Consider the following 21,121-nt stretch of genomic DNA (forward strand, 5'->3'; position numbering starts at 1 on the left):
GTGTTTTGATTAATATATTGATGGGGTAAAAGGGGCCTTGCATGCAAGGCCCCTTTCAATTCTAATTCATTGTATCTGGAATCAGGACAGCATCCAAGACGTGGATTACTCCATTTATGGCTTGTACATCAACGGCGTCAATGCCTATTCCCATGTTGCCAGCTCCATCAGTGACATTTGCGATATTTCCATCAGTACCAGGCAAGGTGATTGTAAAGGTGTCGCCTTCCAAAGTGGCAGGTGTAACAGTATCACCATCGGGGGTAAGATCACCAGACCTAACATTGGCCCCGGCAATGACATGGTGCTGTAAAATTGGAATCAAATCAGCTTCACCGGGAATATCCGTCAATAGGTCAAAGGCGGCGTTGGTAGGCGCAAAAACAGTAAACGGATCGTCGCCATTGCCATCCTGTGCGGACAGAACATCCACAAAATCCACACTTGGGGTAAGCGTAGTCAAGGCTACTACCAAAGTTGCGAAGTTGGGGTCAGCTGTTGCGAAGGTCACCACGGTAGGTAGATCAATCACGGCATCTACCGCATGGATTACACCATTGGTAGCTACAATATCTGCTATCGCTACCGAACTTACCCCATTCAAAGTTACACCATCATCTGTGTTAATATATAGGCTTAGACTTTCATCGGTATCGAATTCTGCAGCTGTATTTACATATGAATTGGATAAACCAGAAGAGAAAGCTGCAGCACCAACTACGACATGGTTGGAAAGAATTGCATTAAGGTCATTTCCATTTGGATTTGTGAAGTCATCAAATGCCGCATTGACCGGTGCAAAAACTGTAAATGTTTCATCTTCCATGGATAGAAGATCCGTGAAAGTGGTATTCCCACCATCTGTTAAATTGGCCACTAAAGATGATAGATTTGGATTGGCAATGGCATGATCCACAATATTTGGAAGACCGATAACGGCATCCACAACATGGACCACTCCGTTTAGAGCTTTGATATCTGCAGCATCGACCGAAGAAACTCCGTTGAATGTAACGCCATCCGCTGTATCGAAAAAGATACTGATATTTTCTTCCCCGGCACCTGTGGCCATGGTATGGGTGTATCCCGACCCGAGACCTTCCAAATCTGCTTGAAACAAAGCGCCTTCGATTACATGGTTGAGCAATACATTTGTCAGCACTTCAACTGGAATATCTCCTAGTTCTGCACCATCCAGAAAAGTTGTAAATGCTTCGTCTGAGGGTGCCAAAACAGTAAATGGACCATCTCCACGGAGCACAGTTGGCAAATCTCCATTGGCGGCGGTAAGAGCTGCTACCAAACTTTCAAGATTTTCGTTACCTAAGGCCAAATCCGTAATAGGTACAAGAATAATGTCGGCCAAATCATCTAAAATAGTTTGCGGTAATAAAACCTTGTTGATGATATGAACTACTCCGTTGGTAGTTTCAACATTTGCAGTAGTTACTTCGGCATCAACATCTGTCGCATCTCCAATAAAAACTCTACCATCTAAGGATACTGTAAGTTCTGAACCTTGAAGGGTGGTCAAACTTTGACCATCACTTAGGTCCGTTGACTGGGCAGCTGTACCTGAAATGACATGATACGTAAGAATTACCGCCAAAAGGTCTTGGAGTTGCTCCGAATTGAAATCATCCAACGAATCAAAGCCGTCCAATTGGGTCAATAAATCTGCAAAGGCAGCATTGGTAGGTGCGAAGACTGTGAAAGGCCCATCACCACTTAAAGCACTAACTAGATCATTGTTGGCACTTTCATCAGCTTTTTGAAGGGCACTTACCAAGCTGCTTAAATCTGCAGTAGCCTGGGCCGCCTCAACAATATTGCTGGTAGGTACTTCGGGCGGCGGGTTGGAGGTTCCATTGTCATCCTCAGAACAGGAGGATAGAATTAATACAAAAATCAACATCGTCAGACTTGACAATTTAATTAGTGCTTTCATAGGGTTATTTTTAGATTAGACTTTGTTTAACATGACAAAGATGTCCTTAAACAAAAAAAGTTGCGTTTTGTTTATGTTTTTTTATAAAAAGTTTAACAAAAATCACTAAATCATAAATATTCAGATACAGAAAATCAGGATTGTGTATTTATTTAAGACGGATTATTTTAATTACGGAATGGGGTAGTTAGACAATATTTCATTCATTTTTACCGGGCTATACGGCATTTTTTCTTTAAAGTGAATTGCCTCATATAGGACCTATTATAAAGTTGCTTCTATTGTTGATAAGGGTTGCTAGGGATATAATGACATTGTTTATGTATTTTTTTTAAACATTAGTCAATATATAATACGAATCATGAAAAACATTGTTTGGCAAACCATGTAGTGGAAATAGGCTAAACTTCACCAATCATTTATCCTGTAGTTTTATTCGGTAAGTTGAAGCTTAGGTTCTCGACAACCTTTTACTGACAACATTTTGTATTTTTGCACGGTTAAAGGAATGTGATGAAAAAAGTAGTTGTAGGACTTTCGGGAGGAGTGGATTCCAGTGTTTCGGCCTATCTTTTAAAGAAACAGGGATATGATGTCATAGGACTTTTTATGAAGAACTGGCATGATGATTCGGTTATTATTTCTGAGGAATGCCCTTGGGTCGAGGATAGTAATGATGCTTTGATTGTTGCCGAAAAATTAGGAATACCCTTCCAAACTGTGGACCTGAGTGCGGAATATAAGGAACGCATCGTGGATTATATGTTCAATGAATATGAAAAGGGCCGTACCCCAAATCCAGATGTTTTATGCAATAGAGAAATAAAGTTCGATGTTTTTCTCAAAATCGCGCTACAGCTTGGTGCTGACTATGTGGCCACGGGGCATTACTGTAGAAAAGGTACCATTAAAAATGAAGATGGAAGCGAAACCTTTCAGTTGTTGGCAGGAGTCGATGGGAATAAAGACCAGTCCTATTTTCTGTGCCAGCTATCCCAAGAGCAATTGGCAAAAACTTTGTTTCCCATTGGAGAGCTTACAAAACCGGAGGTGCGTAAAATAGCCACTGATAATAGCCTAATAACCGCGGATAAAAAAGACTCCCAAGGCCTTTGCTTTATTGGGAAAGTTCATCTGCCCGAGTTTCTACAACAGAAACTGAAGCCAAAAAAAGGGGTTATTGTGGAAGTTCCTAATACAGCGGAACAGTTTAGCCCAGAAGTACCTGATTTTCAAGACAAACAAGCCGAACTGGCGTTCAATGCGGAGAAACCGTCTTATTCTGTGACAGATGGAAAGGTAGTTGGAGAGCATCAAGGAGCACACTACTTTACCATAGGTCAGCGTAAGGGACTAAATGTGGGCGGAACCAAAGAGCCTTTATTTGTTATTGAAACCGATGTAAAGGAAAATGTAATTTATACAGGACAGGGTAAAAGTCATCCTGGGCTTTTACGAAGTGCCCTTTTCGTAAAGGAGGATGAACTGCATTGGGTACGAAGCGATTTGGCTCTTAAAGTGGATGAAATCATGGAAGTTGAGGCAAGAATAAGGTATCGACAACCGTTGCAAAAAGCAACGCTTTACAAAACGGATAATGGCCTTTATGTTGACTTTGTAGAACCGCAATCTGCTATTACCGAGGGACAATTCGTTGCTTGGTACATTAATGATGAACTCATTGGCTCAGGAGTTATCTCTTAACTATGGATCCACGTAAAATCACAGAACTTTTTGGCATAGAATACCCTATCATTCAGGGAGGAATGATTTGGACCAGTGGTTGGCGATTGGCGTCAGCAGTTTCAAACGCAGGCGGATTGGGGCTTTTGGGAGCTGGAAGTATGTATCCGGATGTATTGAGAGAGCATATTATTAAATGTAAAAAGGCTACAAATAAACCTTTTGGCGTGAATGTGCCGATGCTCTATCCAAACATTGAGGACATCATGGACAGCATTGTCGAACTCGGAGTAAAAATTGTTTTTACCTCTGCGGGCAACCCTAAGACATGGACATCCTTTTTAAAGAAAAATGGAATTACGGTGGTTCATGTGGTAAGCAGTGTGAAATTTGCTTTGAAAGCCCAGGATGCTGGGGTGGACGCTGTGGTTGCAGAGGGGTTCGAGGCCGGAGGCCATAACGGTAGGGATGAGACCACCACCATGGTGCTTATACCGTCCGTCAAGGAAAAAATCAATATCCCCCTGATAGCTGCGGGAGGAATTGCCACAGGACAAGCTATGCTCGCTGCGATGGTCTTGGGAGCAGACGGGGTTCAGATTGGAAGTCGGTTCGCGGCAAGCCAAGAGGGTTCGGCACATGAACTTTTTAAACACCGGATTGTTGAAGCCAAGGAGGGAGATACCCATCTCACCTTAAAAGAACTGGCCCCAGTGCGTTTACTTAAAAATAAGTTCTATAAAAATGTCCAAGAAGCCTATGCCAAAGGAGCTTCCAAAGAAGATCTTATAGCTTTATTGGGACGAGCAAGGGCCAAAAGAGGAATGTTCGAAGGTGATATGGACGAAGGCGAATTGGAAATTGGACAGGTTTCTGGCCTCATCCACGATATTAAGCCCGCCGCAATCATACTTAAGGACATGATGAAGGAGTTTGAGAAGTCCAAAAAACTAGTTGCGGCATTTAGGAGCAACAGCTGATTATTTTATATATTTATCCCATTATGAGAACACTAATCCCCACGTTAGTGCTATTTCTTCTTGTGTCGCAGCTTAATGCACAAATAGAAAGGGATAAAGCACTTCACTTTTTAGGTGGCAGTCTTTTTGGTCTTGCAGGTGCTGGAATAGCAAAGCATGCTTCTGACGGTGATAGGGTATGGACTTTTGTTGGTGCCGTAGCAGCGAGTGCTCTGGTAGGAGTGGCAAAGGAGGCGATAGATGAAGGTCAAGAGGGAAACCAATGGGACAATGAAGATTTGGCAGCCACCATTTTGGGGGGAGTAACGGTAGGAGTTACTATTGAAATCTTCTCCAAAAAAAGAAATAAAAGGAGGCCCATGGGAAGTTTAACGACCCATCGATTAGATTGGAACCAGATTCAAGTAGATTCTGGGATTTCTAAGGTAATGGTTCCGGAGCACCAACTTCCATCATGGACTACATTAACACTGTCCACTAAGTCGCTTAAAGGATTAGAGTAACCCTTTCGCTTTTATTTCCAAATACTTATTAATGGTGTTGATCGTAAGACTTTCCGGCCGAGTGAGGATTGTCTGGATACCATAGCGTTGCAGTTCTTTTTGCATCAGTTTTTTCTCCAATGAAAACTTTTCGGCAATGGTTTTATGATAGATCGCCTGAAGATTTTCGGCATCTGTGGAAATCAACTCCTCCAGTTCGGTGTTTTCAAAGAAAATAACAACAAGGACATGTTTTTTGGCAATGGCTAGCAAAAAAGGAAGCTGCCTACGGAGGGCAGAAACATGTTCAAAGTTTGTATAAAGCAAAAGGAGGCTTCGCTGGTTTACCTTGCGTTTAATCTGTGCATAAAGTAAGCCAAAATCTGAATCACTGAACAGAGTGGATATATTGTACAGTTTTTCCAGTATGGTATTCAGATGTGATATTTTTTGGACTGCCGGAACAAACGTCTCTATATTTTTGGAAAAGGTCAGCATCCCCGTTTTGTCGTTTCGCTTGAGGGCAACATTGGAAAAAGCCAAGGTGGAGTTAATGGCATAGTCCAGAAGCTTTAATCCATTAAATGGCATTTTCATTACCCTCCCGGTATCTATAATGGAATAGATGGGTTGTGATTTTTCGTCTTGATATTGGTTCACCATCAATTGATTCTTCTTGGCTGTAGCCTTCCAATTAATAGTGCGCATATCATCTCCTTTGATATACTCTTTGATTTGTTCAAATTCCTGGGTATGGCCAATCCTTCTAATCTTTTTTAACCCAAACTCACTTAGTCGATTATTGATGGCCAAAAAATCATACTGTTGCATCTGTATGATGGAAGGATAGACTGGAACCATTTGGTCTTTCTGAAAAACAAATCGTCTTTTTACAATTTGCAAAGGGCTGGAGACATAAACATTCAGGTTCCCAAAGACATATTCTCCGCGTTCTACAGGTCTCACCGAATAATCAAAAGTCTGACTTTCATTTTTGGAAAGTGCCAAATGTTGGGCGAAATCTCTCTTCTGAAATTGAACTGGGAGTTCATCAATTACGACAATCCCGGTCCTAAATGCATATTTGGAGGTTACTTTAACCGTTAGAACATTGTAATCGCTATTGGAGAGTTTTTGTGGAAGATTTCGTTTGGCGTATATCGTATTCGTTGGAGCATAAAGGAAATATGTATCCAAAAGGAATAGGGTTATCAAAACAAAAACCAGAATCCAGCTAATAGGATAGAGTAGGGGAAACCAATATGAAAACACAAAGGAAGCTGCCAAGATGGCGACGTACCAAAAAAAATGATTGTGTATGTAAAACGATTTTAGAAACTGCATGCTTAGCGCGGAATTTCTACCGATTCCATTATCATTTGCACCACGTTTTCTGTGGTCATACCCTCCATTTCACGTTCTGGTGTCAGGATCACCCTGTGGTTCAGTACTGGAACCAATGCTCGTTTTACATCCTCGGGAATAACGAAATCCCTCCCTGAAATGGCAGCAAAAGCTTTAGCCGCTGAAAGTGTTGCAATGGATGCCCTTGGTGAAGCGCCAAGATACAAATGGGGATGATTTCTTGTGTTGGTAATGATATTGGCGATATAGCTGATTATTTTTTCCTCCACAATCACATCATGGATGTTCTTTTTATACTCTGCTAACTTTTTTGGGGTAAGCACAGATTTGATTTTATCTTGAGGTTTCTCGCCCTTTCTTTCATGATGGCCCTTAATGATCAATACCTCCTCTTCCAGGGTGGGATAATCTATTTTGATTTTGAATAAAAAACGATCCAATTGGGCCTCGGGGAGGGCATAGGTGCCTTCCTGCTCAATAGGGTTTTGAGTGGCCAGGACCACAAAGGGTTCCGCCATTTTATAGGTCTTGCCATCAATGGTTGCCTGACGCTCCTCCATAGTTTCAAAAAGGGCGGCCTGAGTTTTGGCTGGGGCCCTGTTAATCTCATCAATCAGAATGATATTGGAGAAAATAGGGCCTTTCTTAAACTCAAATTCCGAGTTCTGGACATTAAAGATGGAGGTACCTAAAATATCACTGGGCATAAGGTCCGGCGTAAATTGGATTCTACTGAATCCCGTTTTTAGGGTTTTTGCAAAAAGCTTGGCCGTTATGGTCTTGGCAATTCCCGGAACTCCTTCAATAAGGGCATGACCATCGACCAGCAGGGAAACAATCAATAAATCGATAAAATTATGTTGTCCTACGATTATTCGGGACAATTCTTGCTTAATCTCCTCAACCGTGTTTTTCAATTCCTCTAAGGGAACTCGACTGTCGAAGTTCAAATCATTATTTTCCATCTACTTTTGCTTTAAATGCTTCTATTTTTTTGTTTAGTTCTTCTAATCCGTTATCCGGAATTTTCTCTTGGGACTGCAGTTGTGCTATTAGTTTAAACAGCTCCCTGACATCGTTAAGGTCGTTGTTGCTTCGAATCGCCAAATTTTTTAGGAAGGATTCATCCAACTCCTGGGTGGACATGTTCAGACGCGAACGAATATATTCTAGAAAGTAAGATATTTTGTTCAGGGTGATTTGCTTTTGCTCCCCTTTTTCAAAATACATATCCGCGATGGTGCGGGTAAATGCCAAAGTTTGGTTTTTTAATGGTATTAAAACCGGAATTGCCCGTTGCTTGCGCTTCCCTTCAAAAATCACATAAATAAGGGCACCAATCAGCATCATATAATAGGCCCATTTAAACTCTTTGGTATTTAAAAACAGGTACATGGGCGAAGTGTAAAACGATTTACCTGATTTGTGATGATTGTCAATATAAATTTGCTGCTCCCTATCAATATAGGAAAGTAAGCCTGCTGTATAGTCCCTTTGGTCGTCTTTTAGAATGAAATAGTTCGTGAATGCTTTTGGAAAGGTCGATAAGATAATTTTCCCATCCCCAAAGGGTTGTTGAATCACATTGATTCCTTTAGAAATGGCGTCCGTGCTATCCAACTGTTTTCTTGCGGTTCCTAGAACAACTGTGTTTAAGGTATCCACCCTGTTGAAGGTGATGGTATTGTAGTCTTTTTCGAAGACAACTTCTTTCTGGTTTAGGTTCGGGTTAACCAGATGATGATAGAATTTGGGCTTTAACTCACCTCCTGCGAACATATACCGTTCTTCTAGGTTAAGCGTATCCAATAACTGACGTTCAAAACCATTGGAGGCCACAAATAAGGTATTGCCCTGATCCACCCAATCCAAAAGGGTGTGTAATTCGGTTTCTCCAAAGGAAACGTGGTCGTTCACAAAGAAATAAGTGCCACTGATCTTTTCCGAACGGGTCAAAAATTCAAAAGGCGGTCTGTTTACAGGATTGACCTGGTTTGTAAAAAGATTGTGCATCAAATCATTCAGTACGTAGGTGCCGTAAGGAATCTTATGATGTGTAACAAAGGAGGGGAACCAATTGACTTTTTTGGGCTTATTGTATTCCAACAGTAGAATCAGCCCAACGGTTAGCACACCTATAACAATATATACCCAGCCCTTCCTAAACATTACTTCCAATTGCATTTTTAAGTGACACAAATACGTTTTCAGCTTTTGTGTATCGTTCCTGGTCTATATTGAATTCACCATACCAAATATAATCGTATAGCAAGGTGGCCTTACTGAAGGAAGATTTTAATGCATTTCCGGAGAGTTCGCGAATGTAATCGTCATTGGTTTTTTGCAATTGCCAATCAATAAGTTCCCTTTCCGTAAGCATTTTTAGTATAAAAAGATAGTAGTATCTAATGGCCAACCTATAGTTGTTTTGAGCTAGGGCCTCCTGTATAAGTTCCTGAATGTTTTCTGTTTTGATAATACGCTCCTCCTCGGATAAAACCACCAAATTTGGATTCTTTTGGGAATAGATCAGCGACCGGGTATTCGCTTTGATAAAAAACCTTATAATCAGGAACAGCAAGATTGCCAGTAGGATGTAGGGTAGAAAACGCAGAAATACAGCTAAGTACCCCACGGCTTGCTCCATCCCAAATAGCCATTCAAAAAAGCCAATAAGGAGGTTGTAAAACCAATTTTGTAGTGCGTCAAGCCAGGAATTGTCGGCTTTTACGATTTCATAGTTGAAGGCATCGTCCTCCAGATAGGTTCTTAGGTCTTCTTTGCTGATTTCCAAAGGAGCAAAGTCCGATCTATCCTGTTTGACAAGACTATCGTTTTGGGCAATTCCCTTTAGGCACATTAACAGCAGTAATCCCAACAACCAAATTTTCCGCATGGACTTTTATGATTTCCCCAAGCCTTCGATACGCTCGTAAGTTCCCGTAAAATTTTTCTTTTCGTTAAGGTTGAAGTAAATCAGAACACTTGCTACCAAGGTAATGATGTTGAGCAGGAACTGAACCGAGACAGCCAGAAGGTTCAAGATGATATAAATGGGGTCAAAAATACCTCCTCCGAAAGCCAAGGGGTCTGTTTCTCCGGCCATGGTGCCCATCTTTACAAACATATAGATATAGGCCGGAATATTGAAAGCATACCCTGCTACACCCACAATAATGCCTATCACCAAAAACGTTGCAAAGGTAATCCACCAGTTATCCTTGATTAGGGTAAAGCTATATCCGTACGCATCAGTGACTCCTTTTTGGTTGAAAACCATAACACTGAATGATAGTGCCAGAATAGGATACAGGTAGATTCCCGGTATAAAACAAAACAGGAAACCAAGCCCAATGGAAAACCCCACCAAAAACCCTAGACCTATAAAACTCCAAAAATTGGAGTACACATTTTTTCTGATTTCCTCAAAGTTGGTCGTTCCGTTATTGTTTGCATAGGATTTAATGTAGTAGAGTACTGTTGCCTGGGCCATCACATATGCGGCTATGATACTGATAAAAAAAAGAAAGAACACCAACACCATCATAATGGGGTTGAACAGGTCGTTTGAGCTCTCTACATTAAAAGTGGCCAAATCCCCGATGAAGTAATAGTAGAAGCCCAGGGATACCAACATCACCAATAGGTAAGGCCCAACAATTTTTAAAATAGTACCAAAAAATGGTTTGAATTGGTTTCGGATAAATCCAAACGCATCCGACAGGATTTCGCCCAATTCCCTTTGTTTTTTAAATTCAATGTATGGTTGCATGTTTTGCTTTTCGTTTTAATTGGTTAGGATAAAGAATATAGTAAAATATGATGAGGTACAAGGAGGAGGCTATGATCAAAACGGCAAGCCAATCGGGCATCTCGGTGTGCCTTGTCACAAACCCTTCCAGAAAACCTGCCAAAATAAAAAAGGGAACGGTGCTTACCATGATTTTTAATCCGTTTTTCACTCCCCTCTTGAACGATTCCAAACGCGTATAGGTCCCTGGAAACAGCATGCCATTGGCCATTACCAATCCTGCGCAGCCTGCAATGATGATTACCGATATTTCAATGGTGCCATGAATCCAAATGGTGCGTACAGATTCCCACAACAGTCCCTTTTCATAAAAAAAATATTGGAAACTTCCCAGCATGATTCCATTCTGGAGCATTATATACAAGGTGCCTATACCCAAGAAAATCCCGAACGCAAAAGCATATACGGCAACTTTAATATTGTTGATGGTAATTCCCAAGAACATATTGAACTCCCCTTGCTGCTTGTACACGGCCATGGGGTCACCTTTTTCAATGTTTTCCAAGGTCATATTAACGTAGCCATCACCCAAGATGGAACGAACAAAATCCCCTTCATTTGCAGACGAAAAGGCTCCCACCAATGAGAAAAAAGTAAAAACCAAAAAAGCAATCAGTAGCTCTCTATGATGGTTATGGAACATGGAGGGAAACTCTGTTTTCCAAAAGGTGACAATACGGTTCTTGGATTCCCGTTTTGTTTTATAGATTTTTTGATGCGCTTGGGAGGCAAGGGTATTTAGATAGAATTCTGTATTACTTTTTGGGTAAAACGTTTTGGCGTAGCTCAGATGGTCCGTGATTTCGATATATAGGTCGGAAAGTTCATCAGGTTGGAGTTGGCCCGTATTGTTCAGGACATTTTCAAAAGCGACCCATTTGTCCTTATTTTGCTTTACAAAAGCAGCCTCTCGCATTAAATCTGATGGTTTGTAAGTAAAGAAACTAAAATATGGATCAATTTCAAATAGAAACGGCCCAAAATGTGAGCATCACCCAGAACACTTCAAACCTGGGAGAACGCATGTTGGCGTATCTTATAGATAGCTTTGTGATTGGGGTATACACGATTTTGATTTTTATCCTACTTATATCTTTGGAAATGGACATTGCTGATCAGTGGGCAATTTATTTGATATTGAGTTTGCCCGCTTTTTTGTATTACCTTCTTTTCGAAACTTTTTCTGATGGGAAGACCATCGGAAAAGGGCTTATGTCTTTGAGAGTTGTAAAATTGGATGGTTCCAAACCCAACTTCGCCAATTATTTTGTTCGATGGGTGCTTCGAATCATTGATGTGGCCCTGACTTCCGGGGGTGGTGCTGTATTGACGATTTTGATACGGGGAAAAGGCCAGCGCTTGGGTGATATTGCGGCCGGCACAACGGTAATCAGTGAAAAAAAGAGGGTTTCTCTAAAAGATACGCTGTTACGGGAATTGCCCGAAGACTTCAACCCCCAATTTCCGCAGGTAACTGTTTTTAAGGATAGTGAAATGCAGACCATTAAGGAGTTATACGACAAATCTAGACTCAATGGAGATCACAATATCATTATTTCATTGGACAAAAAGATCAAGGAAGTGACCGGCATCCAGTCGACCCTCCAGCCCATGGACTTTGTGGATGTGGTCATTAAAGACTACAACTACTACACACAAAAAATGTAGTTATGTTTTATCAAGCCATTGATATTTTAGGGACGGTTGCCTTTGCCATTTCTGGTGTGCTTGTCGCCATGGAGAAAAAGTTGGATTTGTTCGGTGTGCTTATCATTGCCTTTGTAACGGCCATTGGTGGGGGTACTTTACGGGACCTGCTTATCGGAAACACACCTGTGGTTTGGATGCGTGACCTTACCTATGTTTTTACTATTCTGATCACAGTGGTGTTTGGGATATTATTTGTGAATCAGTTGAAATACCTTAGACGTTCCCTTTTCTTATTTGATACCATAGGAATTGGCCTGTATACCATGGTGGGATTGGAAAAAGGACTTCAAGCCGAGCTTTCGCCCATTATGTGTATAGCCTTGGGGACCATGACTGCAAGTTTTGGTGGAGTCATCCGGGATATTTTGTGCAACGAAATTCCTGTTATCTTTAGAAAGGAGATTTACGCCACTGCCTGCATCCTTGGTGGAGCCAGCTATTTTTTGTTCACCCAATTTCCCATTCAGGAAAGCTATGCGTATATAGCCGCAATTCTTGTGGTGATAACGTTGCGTTTGGTTGCGGTCAGATTCGGAATCAGCCTCCCCAATATTTATAGGAACGAGGATTGATTAGAGCACTTCGGCCTTCAGAATGTAAACATTTTGCCAAGGCCAATCCCCATCACCTACGGGAACATTATTAATGGCATCCACTACATCCATGCCTTGCACAACACGCCCAAATGGGGTGTAGGAACCATCAAGATGGTATGATCCTGGTTTGGTCACAACAATAAAAAACTCATAGGGTGAAGCCAATTTGTGGGGATTGTCACGCTCACTACTTGGCATGGAAATCGTACCTCGATGGTGCTTATGGCCTTTGCGGGTATCCGGTGGAAGCAAATACCTGCCAATCAATCGTCGTTTTTTGGATGTCTCCTTGTCATCCGAGTTCCCGCCCTGAATAATAAAGTTCTTGACTATTCTGTGAAATTGGGTATTGTCAAAATACCCTTTGCGACTCAAATAGATAAAATTGGCCTTGTGGTAAGGCACGTTATCATAGAGCTCCACAGTAAAGCTGCCCATACTTGTGGTGAGTCTGACTCTGTTTTCTTTGACTTCCTTGGCATAATTAAAAAAGAAATCAATGGCATTTTCTTCATTGAGCACAAATGCCTGCTCTTCTTCTTCTTGCTCTTCCTCTATGACTGTTGTTGAAGTATCAGTAGAATCCTTTTGGGTTGCTTTAGGCCCAACTTTTTGGGTGTCTTTTTTGGGAGTTTCACCGCAAGAGAGGAGAAAAAATAGTAGTATACTTGTAGTTAAAGCCGATGGTCTTAGCAACATGGATTTTAAAGAATTTTATCAACAAGCTCTAAAAATAAAAAATCTACCTCTTCCCGGGACGGATTCCCACCACAAAATGTCGCCTTTACTACGCAAACAGTGGCTGGAGTCAAATAGAATTGCACAAATGAATCCAAAAAAGGCCGGTGTTATGGCTTTGTTTTATCCTGATGCGGAACAGTTGACCAAAATGTTGTTGATTTTGCGCAAAACGTATAACGGGGTGCATTCCAACCAGATAGGATTCCCTGGGGGAAAAGTGGAGAAAGCGGATAAAAACCTTATGGAAACGGCACTTCGGGAGACCCATGAGGAAGTCGGTGTGCAACCTCAAGCTGTTGAGGTAATTCGGGAACTAAGTGAGGTTTACATTCCTCCGAGCAATTTTATGGTACAGCCGTTTATGGGATTATATGCCGAACCGGACCCATTCGTAATTCAGCAGAGCGAGGTGGAGGCTTTGGTTGAGGTAAAATTGTACGATTTTTTGGACGATTCCAATCATATCGAAGAAACTTTAAGTACTTCCTACGCAAAAAACATTAGTGTACCCGCTTATAAACTAAACGGTTATACCGTTTGGGGAGCTACTGCCATGATGATGGCCGAAATCAAGGAGCTCCTGGAGCAAGTGCTTTAGCCGCTATTTTGTAAATTAGCCCAGAACAGGTGATACATGGGTCTATTCAAAGAAAATCCTTTCGGTCATATCTTATTTCTAAAGCGATGGTTAATCCGCATTGCAGGAATGATGACCCATCAGCGTTACAAGGGATTCAATACTTTGGAAATTGAAGGTTCCCAAATTATTCGGGACTTGCCTGAAACCAACGTTCTTTTTGTTAGCAACCATCAGACTTACTTTGCTGATGTGGTCGCCATGTTCCATGTCTTCAATGCCAGTTTAAGCGGGAGGGAGGACAGTATCAAAAATCTTACTTACCTCTGGAATCCCAAGTTGAACATCTATTATGTTGCGGCTAAGGAAACGATGAAAAAAAGCCTATTGACCAAAATTTTGGCGTATGCAGGCTCCATAAGTATTGAACGTACTTGGCGGGCTGATGGACAGAATGTGAATCGTCAGGTAAAATTCAGCGACATCAGCAATATCGCAAAGGCCTTGGATGACGGCTGGGTGATTACCTTCCCACAGGGTACCACAACACCTTGGAAGCCTTTGCGCAAGGGAACCGCGCATATCATTAAAAGATACAAACCAGTAGTGGTTCCTGTGGTAATTGATGGTTTTAGACGTTCGTTCGATAAAAAGGGATTGCGGGTAAAGAAGAAGGGCATTCTGCAATCCATGCAAATAAAGGCACCCTTGGAAATTGATTACGAAAATGAATCCATTGATTCCATTATTGAAAAGCTGGAATACGCCATTGAGCAACATCCTTCTTTCTTAAAAGTAATTTCCGAAGCGGAATTGGCAGCCTATGAGGCCGACCATCAGAAAAGAAGGTACAGTTACAAAGGGGATTAAACTTCCAGTTTTTGAAGTTCCCTATAATTCTTTCTCAGTTTACGCGTAAGCAGACCATAAAGCAAAAAATAAATTCCTCCGAAAATAAAGGTAAATACAACACCCAATACAGCAAAAATGGCCATTACAACCCACTTTACCTTTTCTTGGGGCATGTCGCCAAGGCTACCCCTAAGGTCTAATGTCTCCACGACATTATCACTAAAATAGATACCCACAACCAACATTCCGAAGGTCAACAACACCATGGAAAGTGAAAAAATCACATAATGCTTTACCGTTTTTCGAGTGCGTAAAATGTTGCTGGTAAGTTGTTTTGCACTATCAAGAACTGAGATCTCCCGATATCGTTTATAGAACTGATAGATGAAATAAAAAATAATAGGATACTGAACAATACTTACACCCAGCACTATTTTGGTGAGCCCCAGATCGGCATATACATCCGGACTGTTTCGCAGGGATGGTATAAGATATAACAAGTGGGGAATTATAAATTCGATGATGCTGATATAAAAAATCCATTTTACGATGGAAGATGATTTCTTCCAGATCATTTTATAGATTTCGTCATAGGACAGTTTAGGAAGATGCTCCCCCTTTTTCTGCCAATCTTTTTTCAAGAGTTCCAATTCATCCATCATAGGGTCAAGGATTTAATATGGTTCTTAGCTTGTTCTTTACTCTGTTCATCTTCACCCTGGCGTTAACTTCTGTGATACCTAAGGTTTCGGCAATTTCGCTGTAGTCCTTATCCTCCAGATATAAAAAGACCAGGGCTTTATCAATATCGCCCAATTGCTTTACAGCTTTGTACATCAGTTTTAGTTGACGTTCTTGGGTATCATCATATTCGTCGGCTTTAATCTTAAAGATTACGGAATCATAATCTTGCGTCTGAACACGTCTCTTCGACTTTCGGTATAGAGTTATAGCTGTGTTCAAGGCCACTCTGTACATCCAGGTACTGAATTTGGCATCTCCCCTAAACTTGGGATAGGCCTTCCATAACTGGATCGTGATTTCCTGGAAAAGGTCATTGTGCGAATCCCTATCATTGGTGTATAGGGTGCACACCTTGTGAACAATGTTCTGATTGTTCTCAAGTTCCGTCACAAAGCGATGTTCCAGTTCCGAATTCACAAAGGTTGGTTGTTTGCTCTATATGTGTTTACAAAGCAACTTTTGTTACAGTTTTAATTGGCTTTTCCCTTATTTGCGATAGTCCAAGGCTGGTGGGCGATCTCCTAGCAACGGAATATACTTGAAGTCTTTCCCACGCCTCTCTTCCAATTCTGCTTTGGCCTTGGTAACAATACCGGGATTTTCAAAAAGATCTACAGCCGTAAGCGTTAGCGCCTTGGCAGCCACCATCATTCCCTTGTTTCCGATGGAAGTGCCACCAGCTGCCACGGCCTGCCAGCTATGTGCCGGGGTTCCAGGTACCCAAGTTGCTGAACTCATACCGACGGTGGGAACCGTAAAACTTACATCACCTACATCGGTGGAACCGTAGGCCCTTGCCTCTTCTTTATAGGGCTGAACGGAAATTGCACGATTAACATCGAGATTTTCGTAACCAAGACTTTTGGAGATTTTTTCCGCAAACACCTCTTCGTCATCAGAATAACTCACCCCGCCAACCTTGGAAAGGTTGGAATGCATTATTTTTTGCAGAGTCAAATTAGGAAGTAATTCATGGGTGCCCCCTATCATTTCATAATCCATGGTAGTGCCCGTGCCTAAAGCGGCTCCCTCGCCAGCTTTTACTATTCGGTCAAAGATATCAATTACAACATCCCTGCGGTTGTGACGGGCATAATAGTACACTTCTGCAAAATTAGGTACCACATTTGGTGCCTTTCCACCATCTGTGATGACATAGTGGATACGCGCCTCTTGAGGAATATGCTCCCGCATCATGTTCACCATTACGTTCATGGCTTCCACGCCATCCAAAGCAGACCTCCCACGTTCGGGTGCCCCCGCAGCATGAGCTGAGGTTCCATGAAACCTAAATTTTGCAGATTTATTGGCCAAAGCAGCTCCGGCACTGGCCGCATTTTGGGAACCTGGATGCCAATGTAAAGCCACATCCACATCATTGAACAACCCCTCACGGACCATATAGACCTTACCTGATCCACCTTCTTCGGCCGGACACCCATAAAAACGTATAGTGCCTTTACCGTTGTTTTTCTTTAACCAACTTTTGGCTGCTATGGCAGCGGCCGTGGAAGCGGTACCAAAAAGATGATGACCACAGGCATGTCCCGCAGCCTTATTCGCGGATTTTTTTTCTGCCACTGCTTGTTGGGATAATCCCGGAAGGGCATCATATTCCCCCAAAATGGCAATGACCGGCGAACCTGAGCCGTATTCAGCAATGAAGGCGGTTGGGATTCCAGCTACTCCTTTTTTGATGCTAAAACCTTCATCGGCCAATGTTTTTTGTAAAAGTGCCGAGCTTTTGTGCTCCAAATAGCCCATTTCGGCAAGTTCCCATATTTCTTGGGCAATAGCACCATAGGTTTCAGATTTAGAGTCCAAAGTTTTTAGTAAATCCTCCCTGGTTTCTTGGGAATTGGACGGCTGCATGCAGAGCAGGGCACTAAGGCCTAGAAAGACAAGTTTTTTCATTAGGTGTTGTTTCATTAGTCAAGAATTAAAGATAGTAAAAAACCCATCTTCAGATAACCTTTACCATGATTGAATGTTTAAATTTGCACCCATGTCCAGTATGAACATTCCTCAGTCCAGTTTTCCAAGGGTCATTATTATTGGAGGGGGTTTTGGCGGAATTGCCTTAGCCAAAAAACTGGCAAAAAAAGATGTCCAGGTGGTGTTGCTGGATAAACACAATTACCACAATTTCCAACCTTTGCTTTATCAGGTCTCTACAGGGGGATTGGAACCCGATTCCATTGCGTACCCCATTCGAAAAGTACTTCAAGGTTATCCAAATTTTTATTTTAGATTGGCAGAGGTACTGGAAGTGGATACCTCCATGCGAAGATTGCAGACCAATATTGGGGAAATCCAGTACGATTATTTGGTGGTGGCAACTGGATCTAGAACCAATTTCTTCGGAAACAAGAATATAGCCGAAAAGGGAATGGCCATGAAGACCATCCCTCAATCTTTAAACCTAAGAAGCCTCATTCTTGAGAACTTTGAGCAAGCACTGCTAACCGACGACCTTCATGAGCGTGATGCTTTGATGAATTTTGTCATAGTGGGCGGTGGTCCTACGGGTGTTGAATTGGCAGGCGCGTTGGCAGAAATAAAAAAGGGCATCCTTCCCAAGGACTATCCTGATTTGGATACCCGACGGGCTCAAATTAATCTTGTGCAGGGCGGTAGTCGTATTCTTCCAGCAATGAGCGCCGTTGCATCTACAAAGGCTGAGCGGTTTTTGGAAAGGTTAGGGGTAAATGTATGGAAGGGTATTCGGGTTACCGATTATGATGGTAAGCTGGTATCAACCAATACAGATACTTCATTTGAGGCCTGTACCTTGGTTTGGGCAGCAGGAGTTCAAGCGGTATGTTTGGATGGCTTGGACAGTAAGGATTTTCTTTGCCGTGGTAACCGCCTTCGCGTAAACGAGTTCCACCAAGTTGACGGTTTTGAAGAAATTTTCGCCATCGGTGATGTGGCCCAAATGGAAAGCGAACCTTACCCTCACGGGCATCCCATGATGGCACAACCAGCAATCCAACAGGGGCAGAACCTTGGGGAAAACCTAGTGCGAATGATTGAGGGGAAAGACCTCAAACCTTTCATATATAGGGATAAAGGAAGTATGGCTACCGTGGGTCGAAACAAGGCTGTGGTAGACCTCCCTAGATTCAAGTTTCAAGGTGTTTTTGCTTGGTTTGTTTGGATGTTTGTCCATTTGTATTTCTTAATTGGATTTAGGAATAGGGTAGTGGTCTTCATCAACTGGGTATACAACTACATCCGTTTTGACCGAGAGGCCCGATTGATTATTCGACCTTTTAAAAAACAGTATCAGGTCAATGGAAAGGACAAGGTCACAATATAGCTGCTCTAAGCTTTTATGAATTTAATTGGGATTGTACCAGTCTTGTTTCTAAAGGTTAAATTTTAGCCAATAGGGAAAGGAGCTATGTTGTATTGCGCTAATTTGTAGGGAAAACCTTCAAAATGTTCAAAAAACCACTAGCCGTTTTGACAATTTTGATAGCGATTCAGTACGGAATGGGCCAAATTCCAGGTAATCCAACCGTAAAAAAAGAATCTCCGGTCTCAATAGATGGGTTTGATTATCCACAATTTGATAAGTTTTCCAATTTCGCATGGTTCCGAACAAGGCTACGTTTAAGCAATACCACTGAATTTAGTATTGGAGGAGAGCATTTCCGAAGTTATGCGGCGGATCGGATTACCATACCTATTGAACTAAGACAATATATTTCCAACAAAACCTATTTGATGGGAGGTTTCCAGTTAGAGTGGGACCTTATGAATGAAAACCAAGGAGTTCCGAATCCTATTCCCAGAAATGAAATATTCTATGGTCTTGGTCATGATGTGCGGCCCAACTGGTCCTTGGAGGCCAGGGTGGTGAGTCCGGTTGGTGATCCCAAGTTCCAAAAATTTGGGTTGGAAGGGGTGGAAACAAGATTCGAACTTGGAACCAGACTGAAATTTTGAAAAAATTACTCTCTTGGATGAAACTCCTTCAGTACATCGGCAAGATGCTTCCGGTTCACATGCATATAAATTTCGGTGGTGGTTATACTCTCATGACCAAGCATTTGCTGAATTGCCCTTAAATCGGCACCGTTCTCTAAGAGGTGTGTGGCGAAAGAATGTCTGAAGGTATGTGGACTAATTCGTTTTTTAAGATCGATTTTCTCGGCCAAATTTTTGATAATAGTGAAAATCATGGCTCTGCTAAGCTGCTTGCCCCTTCTATTTAGAAAAAGAAAATCTTGGTGCTCCTTATCAATGTTTTGATGAATCCTAATCTGGTCACAATACATATTGATGTATTTTTTATTAATGGAACTTATGGGAACAAACCGTTGTTTGTTTCCTTTTCCTGTGACGCGGATAAAATCCTCATCGAAAAATAGATCGGAGAGTTTGAGATGAATCAATTCCGAGACACGGAGGCCGCAACCGTACAAGGTTTCCAAAATGGCCCTATTCCGTTCTCCCTCAGGTTTTGAAAGGTCGATCGCAGCTATTAACGCATTAATTTCATCAGTGGAGAGGGTGTCGGGAAGTTTACTTCCCAATTTTGGGGTTTCAATAAGGTCCATGGGGTTGTCCTGGCGATAATCTTCAAAAACCAAATAGTTAAAAAAGCCTCGGAGGCCCGAAATAACCCGTGCTTGGGAACGTGGGGTAACCATTTTGGCCAGATGGTAAACAAACTGCTGTAGCGATTCCTTGTCGATTTGGGCCGGCGAGATTACCATCTCATGCTCCTCCAAATAGTGTTTCAATTTTTGGATGTCCCTAGTGTATCCTAAAATAGAGTTTTCGGAAAGTCCGCGTTCAATTTTAAGGTAATGTTGGTAATCCTGTATGCCCTGGTTCCAGTTCATGTTCTAAATATAGCTACAATTCGAAACTTTCATTTTTCGAATTCATCTCCAAATCATGCATCTATCAATTCAAAAGGGGCATTCGTCAATTGGCAACATAAAATTACCCAGTACAGAACTAATTTCAACTCATGTTCACTGCGGATTAACGGTGGATTTTAAAAACCTGATTAACAAAAATTAACATTTATCAATACTAGATCTGACAGGGAAGCGTTCTTTCTATCTATAAGTTTTATCCATTATGAAAAGAACATACCTTGTTGTCTTAGTCTTTTTTACTATGATTTTTAATGCCTTCTCACAGGACAGAAGCAGTTTTAAAGCTGGTTTTATTGCCGGATTACCTGTTGGCGATGCCGCTGATGTATCTAGTTTTAGTGTGGGATTGGATGTAAATTACCATTGGGGTGTTTCGGAATTGTTGGACCTAGGTCTGGCAACCGGATTTATCCATGCTTTTGGCGAAACCTTGGATAACCAAACGGAATTTGAAGACATTCAATTTCTGCCAGTAGCTGGTTCCATCCGTATTTACCCTACTTACCACTTCAAGTTTGGAGGTGATATCGGATACGGTGTAGGCATTAATGAAGGTAATGATGGTGGATTGTATTACAGACCCATTGTGGGGTACAATATTACCGGAAACACGGAACTAAATGTTTCCTATACCGCGGTGAATAATGACGCCACTTTTGGTATCGCCATGGTTGGGATCCTGTTTCTTTTCTAGGAAAAAGCGGTTCAAAAAAGCAAAGGTCGTATTTAGGTTT

The 21,121-nt window shown here is 41.8% G+C and carries 22 protein-coding genes; 10 read left to right on the plus strand and 12 right to left on the minus strand.

Going from position 1 to position 21,121, the window contains the following annotated elements:
- Positions 1 to 61: 61 nt before the first annotated feature.
- Positions 62 to 1,948 carry a fasciclin domain-containing protein gene (locus BUC10_RS14945; RefSeq protein ID WP_073181108.1) on the minus strand — a complete coding sequence of 629 codons (1,887 nt, stop codon included), beginning with the start codon at positions 1,946 to 1,948 and terminating at the stop codon, positions 62 to 64.
- A gap of 513 nt (positions 1,949 to 2,461) precedes the next feature.
- On the opposite strand from BUC10_RS14945, the gene mnmA reads away from it, so the two are divergent.
- Genes mnmA through BUC10_RS14960 form a run of 3 tightly spaced genes read left to right on the plus strand, consistent with a single transcriptional unit; the run spans position 2,462 to position 5,114 of the window.
- On the plus strand, positions 2,462 to 3,652 hold the full coding sequence (gene mnmA / locus BUC10_RS14950) for a tRNA 2-thiouridine(34) synthase MnmA (protein WP_073181109.1): 1,191 nt from the start codon (positions 2,462 to 2,464) through the stop codon (positions 3,650 to 3,652).
- A 2-nt stretch (positions 3,653 to 3,654) separates the two neighbouring features.
- Positions 3,655 to 4,611 (plus strand): NAD(P)H-dependent flavin oxidoreductase, encoded by a 957-nt coding sequence (locus BUC10_RS14955; RefSeq protein ID WP_073181110.1) that lies wholly within the window; start codon positions 3,655 to 3,657, stop codon positions 4,609 to 4,611.
- Between the two features lie 23 nt (positions 4,612 to 4,634).
- On the plus strand, positions 4,635 to 5,114 hold the full coding sequence (locus BUC10_RS14960) for a YfiM family lipoprotein (RefSeq protein ID WP_073181111.1): 480 nt from the start codon (positions 4,635 to 4,637) through the stop codon (positions 5,112 to 5,114).
- On the opposite strand, the gene BUC10_RS14965 is transcribed toward BUC10_RS14960, so the two are convergent.
- Genes BUC10_RS14965 through BUC10_RS14990 form a run of 6 tightly spaced genes read right to left on the minus strand, consistent with a single transcriptional unit; the run spans position 5,106 to position 11,185 of the window.
- Positions 5,106 to 6,437 (minus strand): DUF58 domain-containing protein, encoded by a 1,332-nt coding sequence (locus BUC10_RS14965; protein ID WP_073181112.1) that lies wholly within the window; start codon positions 6,435 to 6,437, stop codon positions 5,106 to 5,108. The two genes, BUC10_RS14960 and BUC10_RS14965, sit on opposite strands and share 9 nt — an antisense overlap.
- A gap of 2 nt (positions 6,438 to 6,439) precedes the next feature.
- Positions 6,440 to 7,423 (minus strand): AAA family ATPase, encoded by a 984-nt coding sequence (locus tag BUC10_RS14970; protein WP_073181113.1) that lies wholly within the window; start codon positions 7,421 to 7,423, stop codon positions 6,440 to 6,442.
- Positions 7,413 to 8,627, minus strand: a complete 1,215-nt coding sequence (locus BUC10_RS14975; protein WP_073181289.1) for a DUF4350 domain-containing protein — start codon at positions 8,625 to 8,627, stop codon at positions 7,413 to 7,415. Before BUC10_RS14975 ends, BUC10_RS14970 begins: the two co-directional genes overlap by 11 nt.
- Positions 8,620 to 9,354: a DUF4129 domain-containing protein gene (locus tag BUC10_RS14980; protein WP_073181114.1), complete on the minus strand. Its 735-nt coding sequence runs from the start codon at positions 9,352 to 9,354 to the stop codon at positions 8,620 to 8,622. The genes BUC10_RS14975 and BUC10_RS14980 overlap by 8 nt, the downstream gene beginning before the upstream one ends.
- A gap of 6 nt (positions 9,355 to 9,360) precedes the next feature.
- Complete coding sequence (locus tag BUC10_RS14985; protein WP_073181115.1) at positions 9,361 to 10,230, minus strand: hypothetical protein; 870 nt, start codon at positions 10,228 to 10,230, stop codon at positions 9,361 to 9,363.
- Positions 10,214 to 11,185 (minus strand): stage II sporulation protein M, encoded by a 972-nt coding sequence (locus tag BUC10_RS14990; RefSeq protein ID WP_073181116.1) that lies wholly within the window; start codon positions 11,183 to 11,185, stop codon positions 10,214 to 10,216. Before BUC10_RS14990 ends, BUC10_RS14985 begins: the two co-directional genes overlap by 17 nt.
- A 35-nt stretch (positions 11,186 to 11,220) precedes the next feature.
- On the opposite strand from BUC10_RS14990, the gene BUC10_RS14995 reads away from it, so the two are divergent.
- Complete coding sequence (locus BUC10_RS14995) at positions 11,221 to 11,937, plus strand: RDD family protein (RefSeq protein WP_073181117.1); 717 nt, start codon at positions 11,221 to 11,223, stop codon at positions 11,935 to 11,937.
- A gap of 2 nt (positions 11,938 to 11,939) precedes the next feature.
- Positions 11,940 to 12,551, plus strand: coding sequence for a trimeric intracellular cation channel family protein (locus BUC10_RS15000; protein WP_073181118.1), 612 nt, complete (start codon positions 11,940 to 11,942; stop codon positions 12,549 to 12,551).
- On the opposite strand, the gene BUC10_RS15005 is transcribed toward BUC10_RS15000, so the two are convergent.
- The gene (locus tag BUC10_RS15005; protein ID WP_073181119.1) at positions 12,552 to 13,274 is read right to left on the minus strand and encodes a peptidylprolyl isomerase; all 723 of its coding nucleotides are present in this window, start codon (positions 13,272 to 13,274) and stop codon (positions 12,552 to 12,554) included.
- 127 nt (positions 13,275 to 13,401) lie between these two features.
- On the opposite strand from BUC10_RS15005, the gene BUC10_RS15010 reads away from it, so the two are divergent.
- Both BUC10_RS15010 and BUC10_RS15015 read left to right on the plus strand, forming a co-directional pair.
- Positions 13,402 to 13,914, plus strand: a complete 513-nt coding sequence (locus tag BUC10_RS15010) for an NUDIX hydrolase (protein ID WP_313786075.1) — start codon at positions 13,402 to 13,404, stop codon at positions 13,912 to 13,914.
- 36 nt (positions 13,915 to 13,950) lie between these two features.
- Positions 13,951 to 14,763, plus strand: coding sequence for a lysophospholipid acyltransferase family protein (locus BUC10_RS15015; protein ID WP_073181121.1), 813 nt, complete (start codon positions 13,951 to 13,953; stop codon positions 14,761 to 14,763).
- On the opposite strand, the gene BUC10_RS15020 is transcribed toward BUC10_RS15015, so the two are convergent.
- The 3 genes from BUC10_RS15020 to BUC10_RS15030 form a co-directional block, all read right to left on the minus strand.
- On the minus strand, positions 14,760 to 15,404 hold the full coding sequence (locus BUC10_RS15020; protein WP_073181291.1) for a hypothetical protein: 645 nt from the start codon (positions 15,402 to 15,404) through the stop codon (positions 14,760 to 14,762). The genes BUC10_RS15015 and BUC10_RS15020 overlap by 4 nt on opposite strands.
- A 7-nt stretch (positions 15,405 to 15,411) precedes the next feature.
- Complete coding sequence (locus BUC10_RS15025; protein ID WP_073181122.1) at positions 15,412 to 15,906, minus strand: RNA polymerase sigma factor; 495 nt, start codon at positions 15,904 to 15,906, stop codon at positions 15,412 to 15,414.
- 69 nt (positions 15,907 to 15,975) lie between these two features.
- Complete coding sequence (locus BUC10_RS15030; RefSeq protein ID WP_073181293.1) at positions 15,976 to 17,403, minus strand: amidohydrolase; 1,428 nt, start codon at positions 17,401 to 17,403, stop codon at positions 15,976 to 15,978.
- A 100-nt stretch (positions 17,404 to 17,503) separates the two neighbouring features.
- Between BUC10_RS15030 and BUC10_RS15035 the strand changes: the two genes are divergently transcribed.
- Together BUC10_RS15035 and BUC10_RS15040 are read left to right on the plus strand one after the other, a co-directional pair.
- A complete protein-coding gene (locus BUC10_RS15035; protein ID WP_073181295.1) occupies positions 17,504 to 18,811 on the plus strand; it encodes an NAD(P)/FAD-dependent oxidoreductase in 1,308 nt (435 codons plus the stop codon).
- A 122-nt stretch (positions 18,812 to 18,933) separates the two neighbouring features.
- Positions 18,934 to 19,443 carry a hypothetical protein gene (locus BUC10_RS15040; RefSeq protein ID WP_073181123.1) on the plus strand — a complete coding sequence of 170 codons (510 nt, stop codon included), beginning with the start codon at positions 18,934 to 18,936 and terminating at the stop codon, positions 19,441 to 19,443.
- A gap of 5 nt (positions 19,444 to 19,448) precedes the next feature.
- On the opposite strand, the gene xerD is transcribed toward BUC10_RS15040, so the two are convergent.
- Positions 19,449 to 20,345: a site-specific tyrosine recombinase XerD gene (xerD, locus tag BUC10_RS15045; protein ID WP_073181124.1), complete on the minus strand. Its 897-nt coding sequence runs from the start codon at positions 20,343 to 20,345 to the stop codon at positions 19,449 to 19,451.
- Positions 20,346 to 20,589: 244 nt separating this feature from the next.
- Here xerD and BUC10_RS15050 point away from each other — a divergent pair, with 244 nt between their 5' ends.
- On the plus strand, positions 20,590 to 21,081 hold the full coding sequence (locus BUC10_RS15050) for a hypothetical protein (protein WP_073181125.1): 492 nt from the start codon (positions 20,590 to 20,592) through the stop codon (positions 21,079 to 21,081).
- Positions 21,082 to 21,121 lie beyond the last annotated feature (40 nt).

The sequence above is a fragment of the Flagellimonas flava genome (assembly GCF_900129665.1).
Classification (GTDB): Bacteria; Bacteroidota; Bacteroidia; order Flavobacteriales; family Flavobacteriaceae; genus Flagellimonas; species Flagellimonas flava.

Bases quoted from the DNA above. Each gene is read 5' to 3' on its own strand.
- BUC10_RS14945 (WP_073181108.1), bottom strand. From the start codon at position 1,948: ATGAAAGCACTAATTAAATTGTCAAGTCTGACGATGTTGATTTTTGTA.
- mnmA (WP_073181109.1), top strand. From the start codon at position 2,462: ATGAAAAAAGTAGTTGTAGGACTTTCGGGAGGAGTGGATTCCAGTGTT.
- BUC10_RS14955 (WP_073181110.1), top strand. From the start codon at position 3,655: ATGGATCCACGTAAAATCACAGAACTTTTTGGCATAGAATACCCTATC.
- BUC10_RS14960 (WP_073181111.1), top strand. From the start codon at position 4,635: ATGAGAACACTAATCCCCACGTTAGTGCTATTTCTTCTTGTGTCGCAG.
- BUC10_RS14965 (WP_073181112.1), bottom strand. From the start codon at position 6,437: ATGCAGTTTCTAAAATCGTTTTACATACACAATCATTTTTTTTGGTAC.
- BUC10_RS14970 (WP_073181113.1), bottom strand. From the start codon at position 7,423: ATGGAAAATAATGATTTGAACTTCGACAGTCGAGTTCCCTTAGAGGAA.
- BUC10_RS14975 (WP_073181289.1), bottom strand. From the start codon at position 8,627: ATGTTTAGGAAGGGCTGGGTATATATTGTTATAGGTGTGCTAACCGTT.
- BUC10_RS14980 (WP_073181114.1), bottom strand. From the start codon at position 9,354: ATGCGGAAAATTTGGTTGTTGGGATTACTGCTGTTAATGTGCCTAAAG.
- BUC10_RS14985 (WP_073181115.1), bottom strand. From the start codon at position 10,230: ATGCAACCATACATTGAATTTAAAAAACAAAGGGAATTGGGCGAAATC.
- BUC10_RS14990 (WP_073181116.1), bottom strand. From the start codon at position 11,185: ATGCGAGAGGCTGCTTTTGTAAAGCAAAATAAGGACAAATGGGTCGCT.
- BUC10_RS14995 (WP_073181117.1), top strand. From the start codon at position 11,221: ATGGATCAATTTCAAATAGAAACGGCCCAAAATGTGAGCATCACCCAG.
- BUC10_RS15000 (WP_073181118.1), top strand. From the start codon at position 11,940: ATGTTTTATCAAGCCATTGATATTTTAGGGACGGTTGCCTTTGCCATT.
- BUC10_RS15005 (WP_073181119.1), bottom strand. From the start codon at position 13,274: ATGTTGCTAAGACCATCGGCTTTAACTACAAGTATACTACTATTTTTT.
- BUC10_RS15010 (WP_313786075.1), top strand. From the start codon at position 13,402: ATGAATCCAAAAAAGGCCGGTGTTATGGCTTTGTTTTATCCTGATGCG.
- BUC10_RS15015 (WP_073181121.1), top strand. From the start codon at position 13,951: ATGGGTCTATTCAAAGAAAATCCTTTCGGTCATATCTTATTTCTAAAG.
- BUC10_RS15020 (WP_073181291.1), bottom strand. From the start codon at position 15,404: ATGGATGAATTGGAACTCTTGAAAAAAGATTGGCAGAAAAAGGGGGAG.
- BUC10_RS15030 (WP_073181293.1), bottom strand. From the start codon at position 17,403: ATGAAAAAACTTGTCTTTCTAGGCCTTAGTGCCCTGCTCTGCATGCAG.
- BUC10_RS15035 (WP_073181295.1), top strand. From the start codon at position 17,504: ATGAACATTCCTCAGTCCAGTTTTCCAAGGGTCATTATTATTGGAGGG.
- BUC10_RS15040 (WP_073181123.1), top strand. From the start codon at position 18,934: ATGTTCAAAAAACCACTAGCCGTTTTGACAATTTTGATAGCGATTCAG.
- xerD (WP_073181124.1), bottom strand. From the start codon at position 20,345: ATGAACTGGAACCAGGGCATACAGGATTACCAACATTACCTTAAAATT.
- BUC10_RS15050 (WP_073181125.1), top strand. From the start codon at position 20,590: ATGAAAAGAACATACCTTGTTGTCTTAGTCTTTTTTACTATGATTTTT.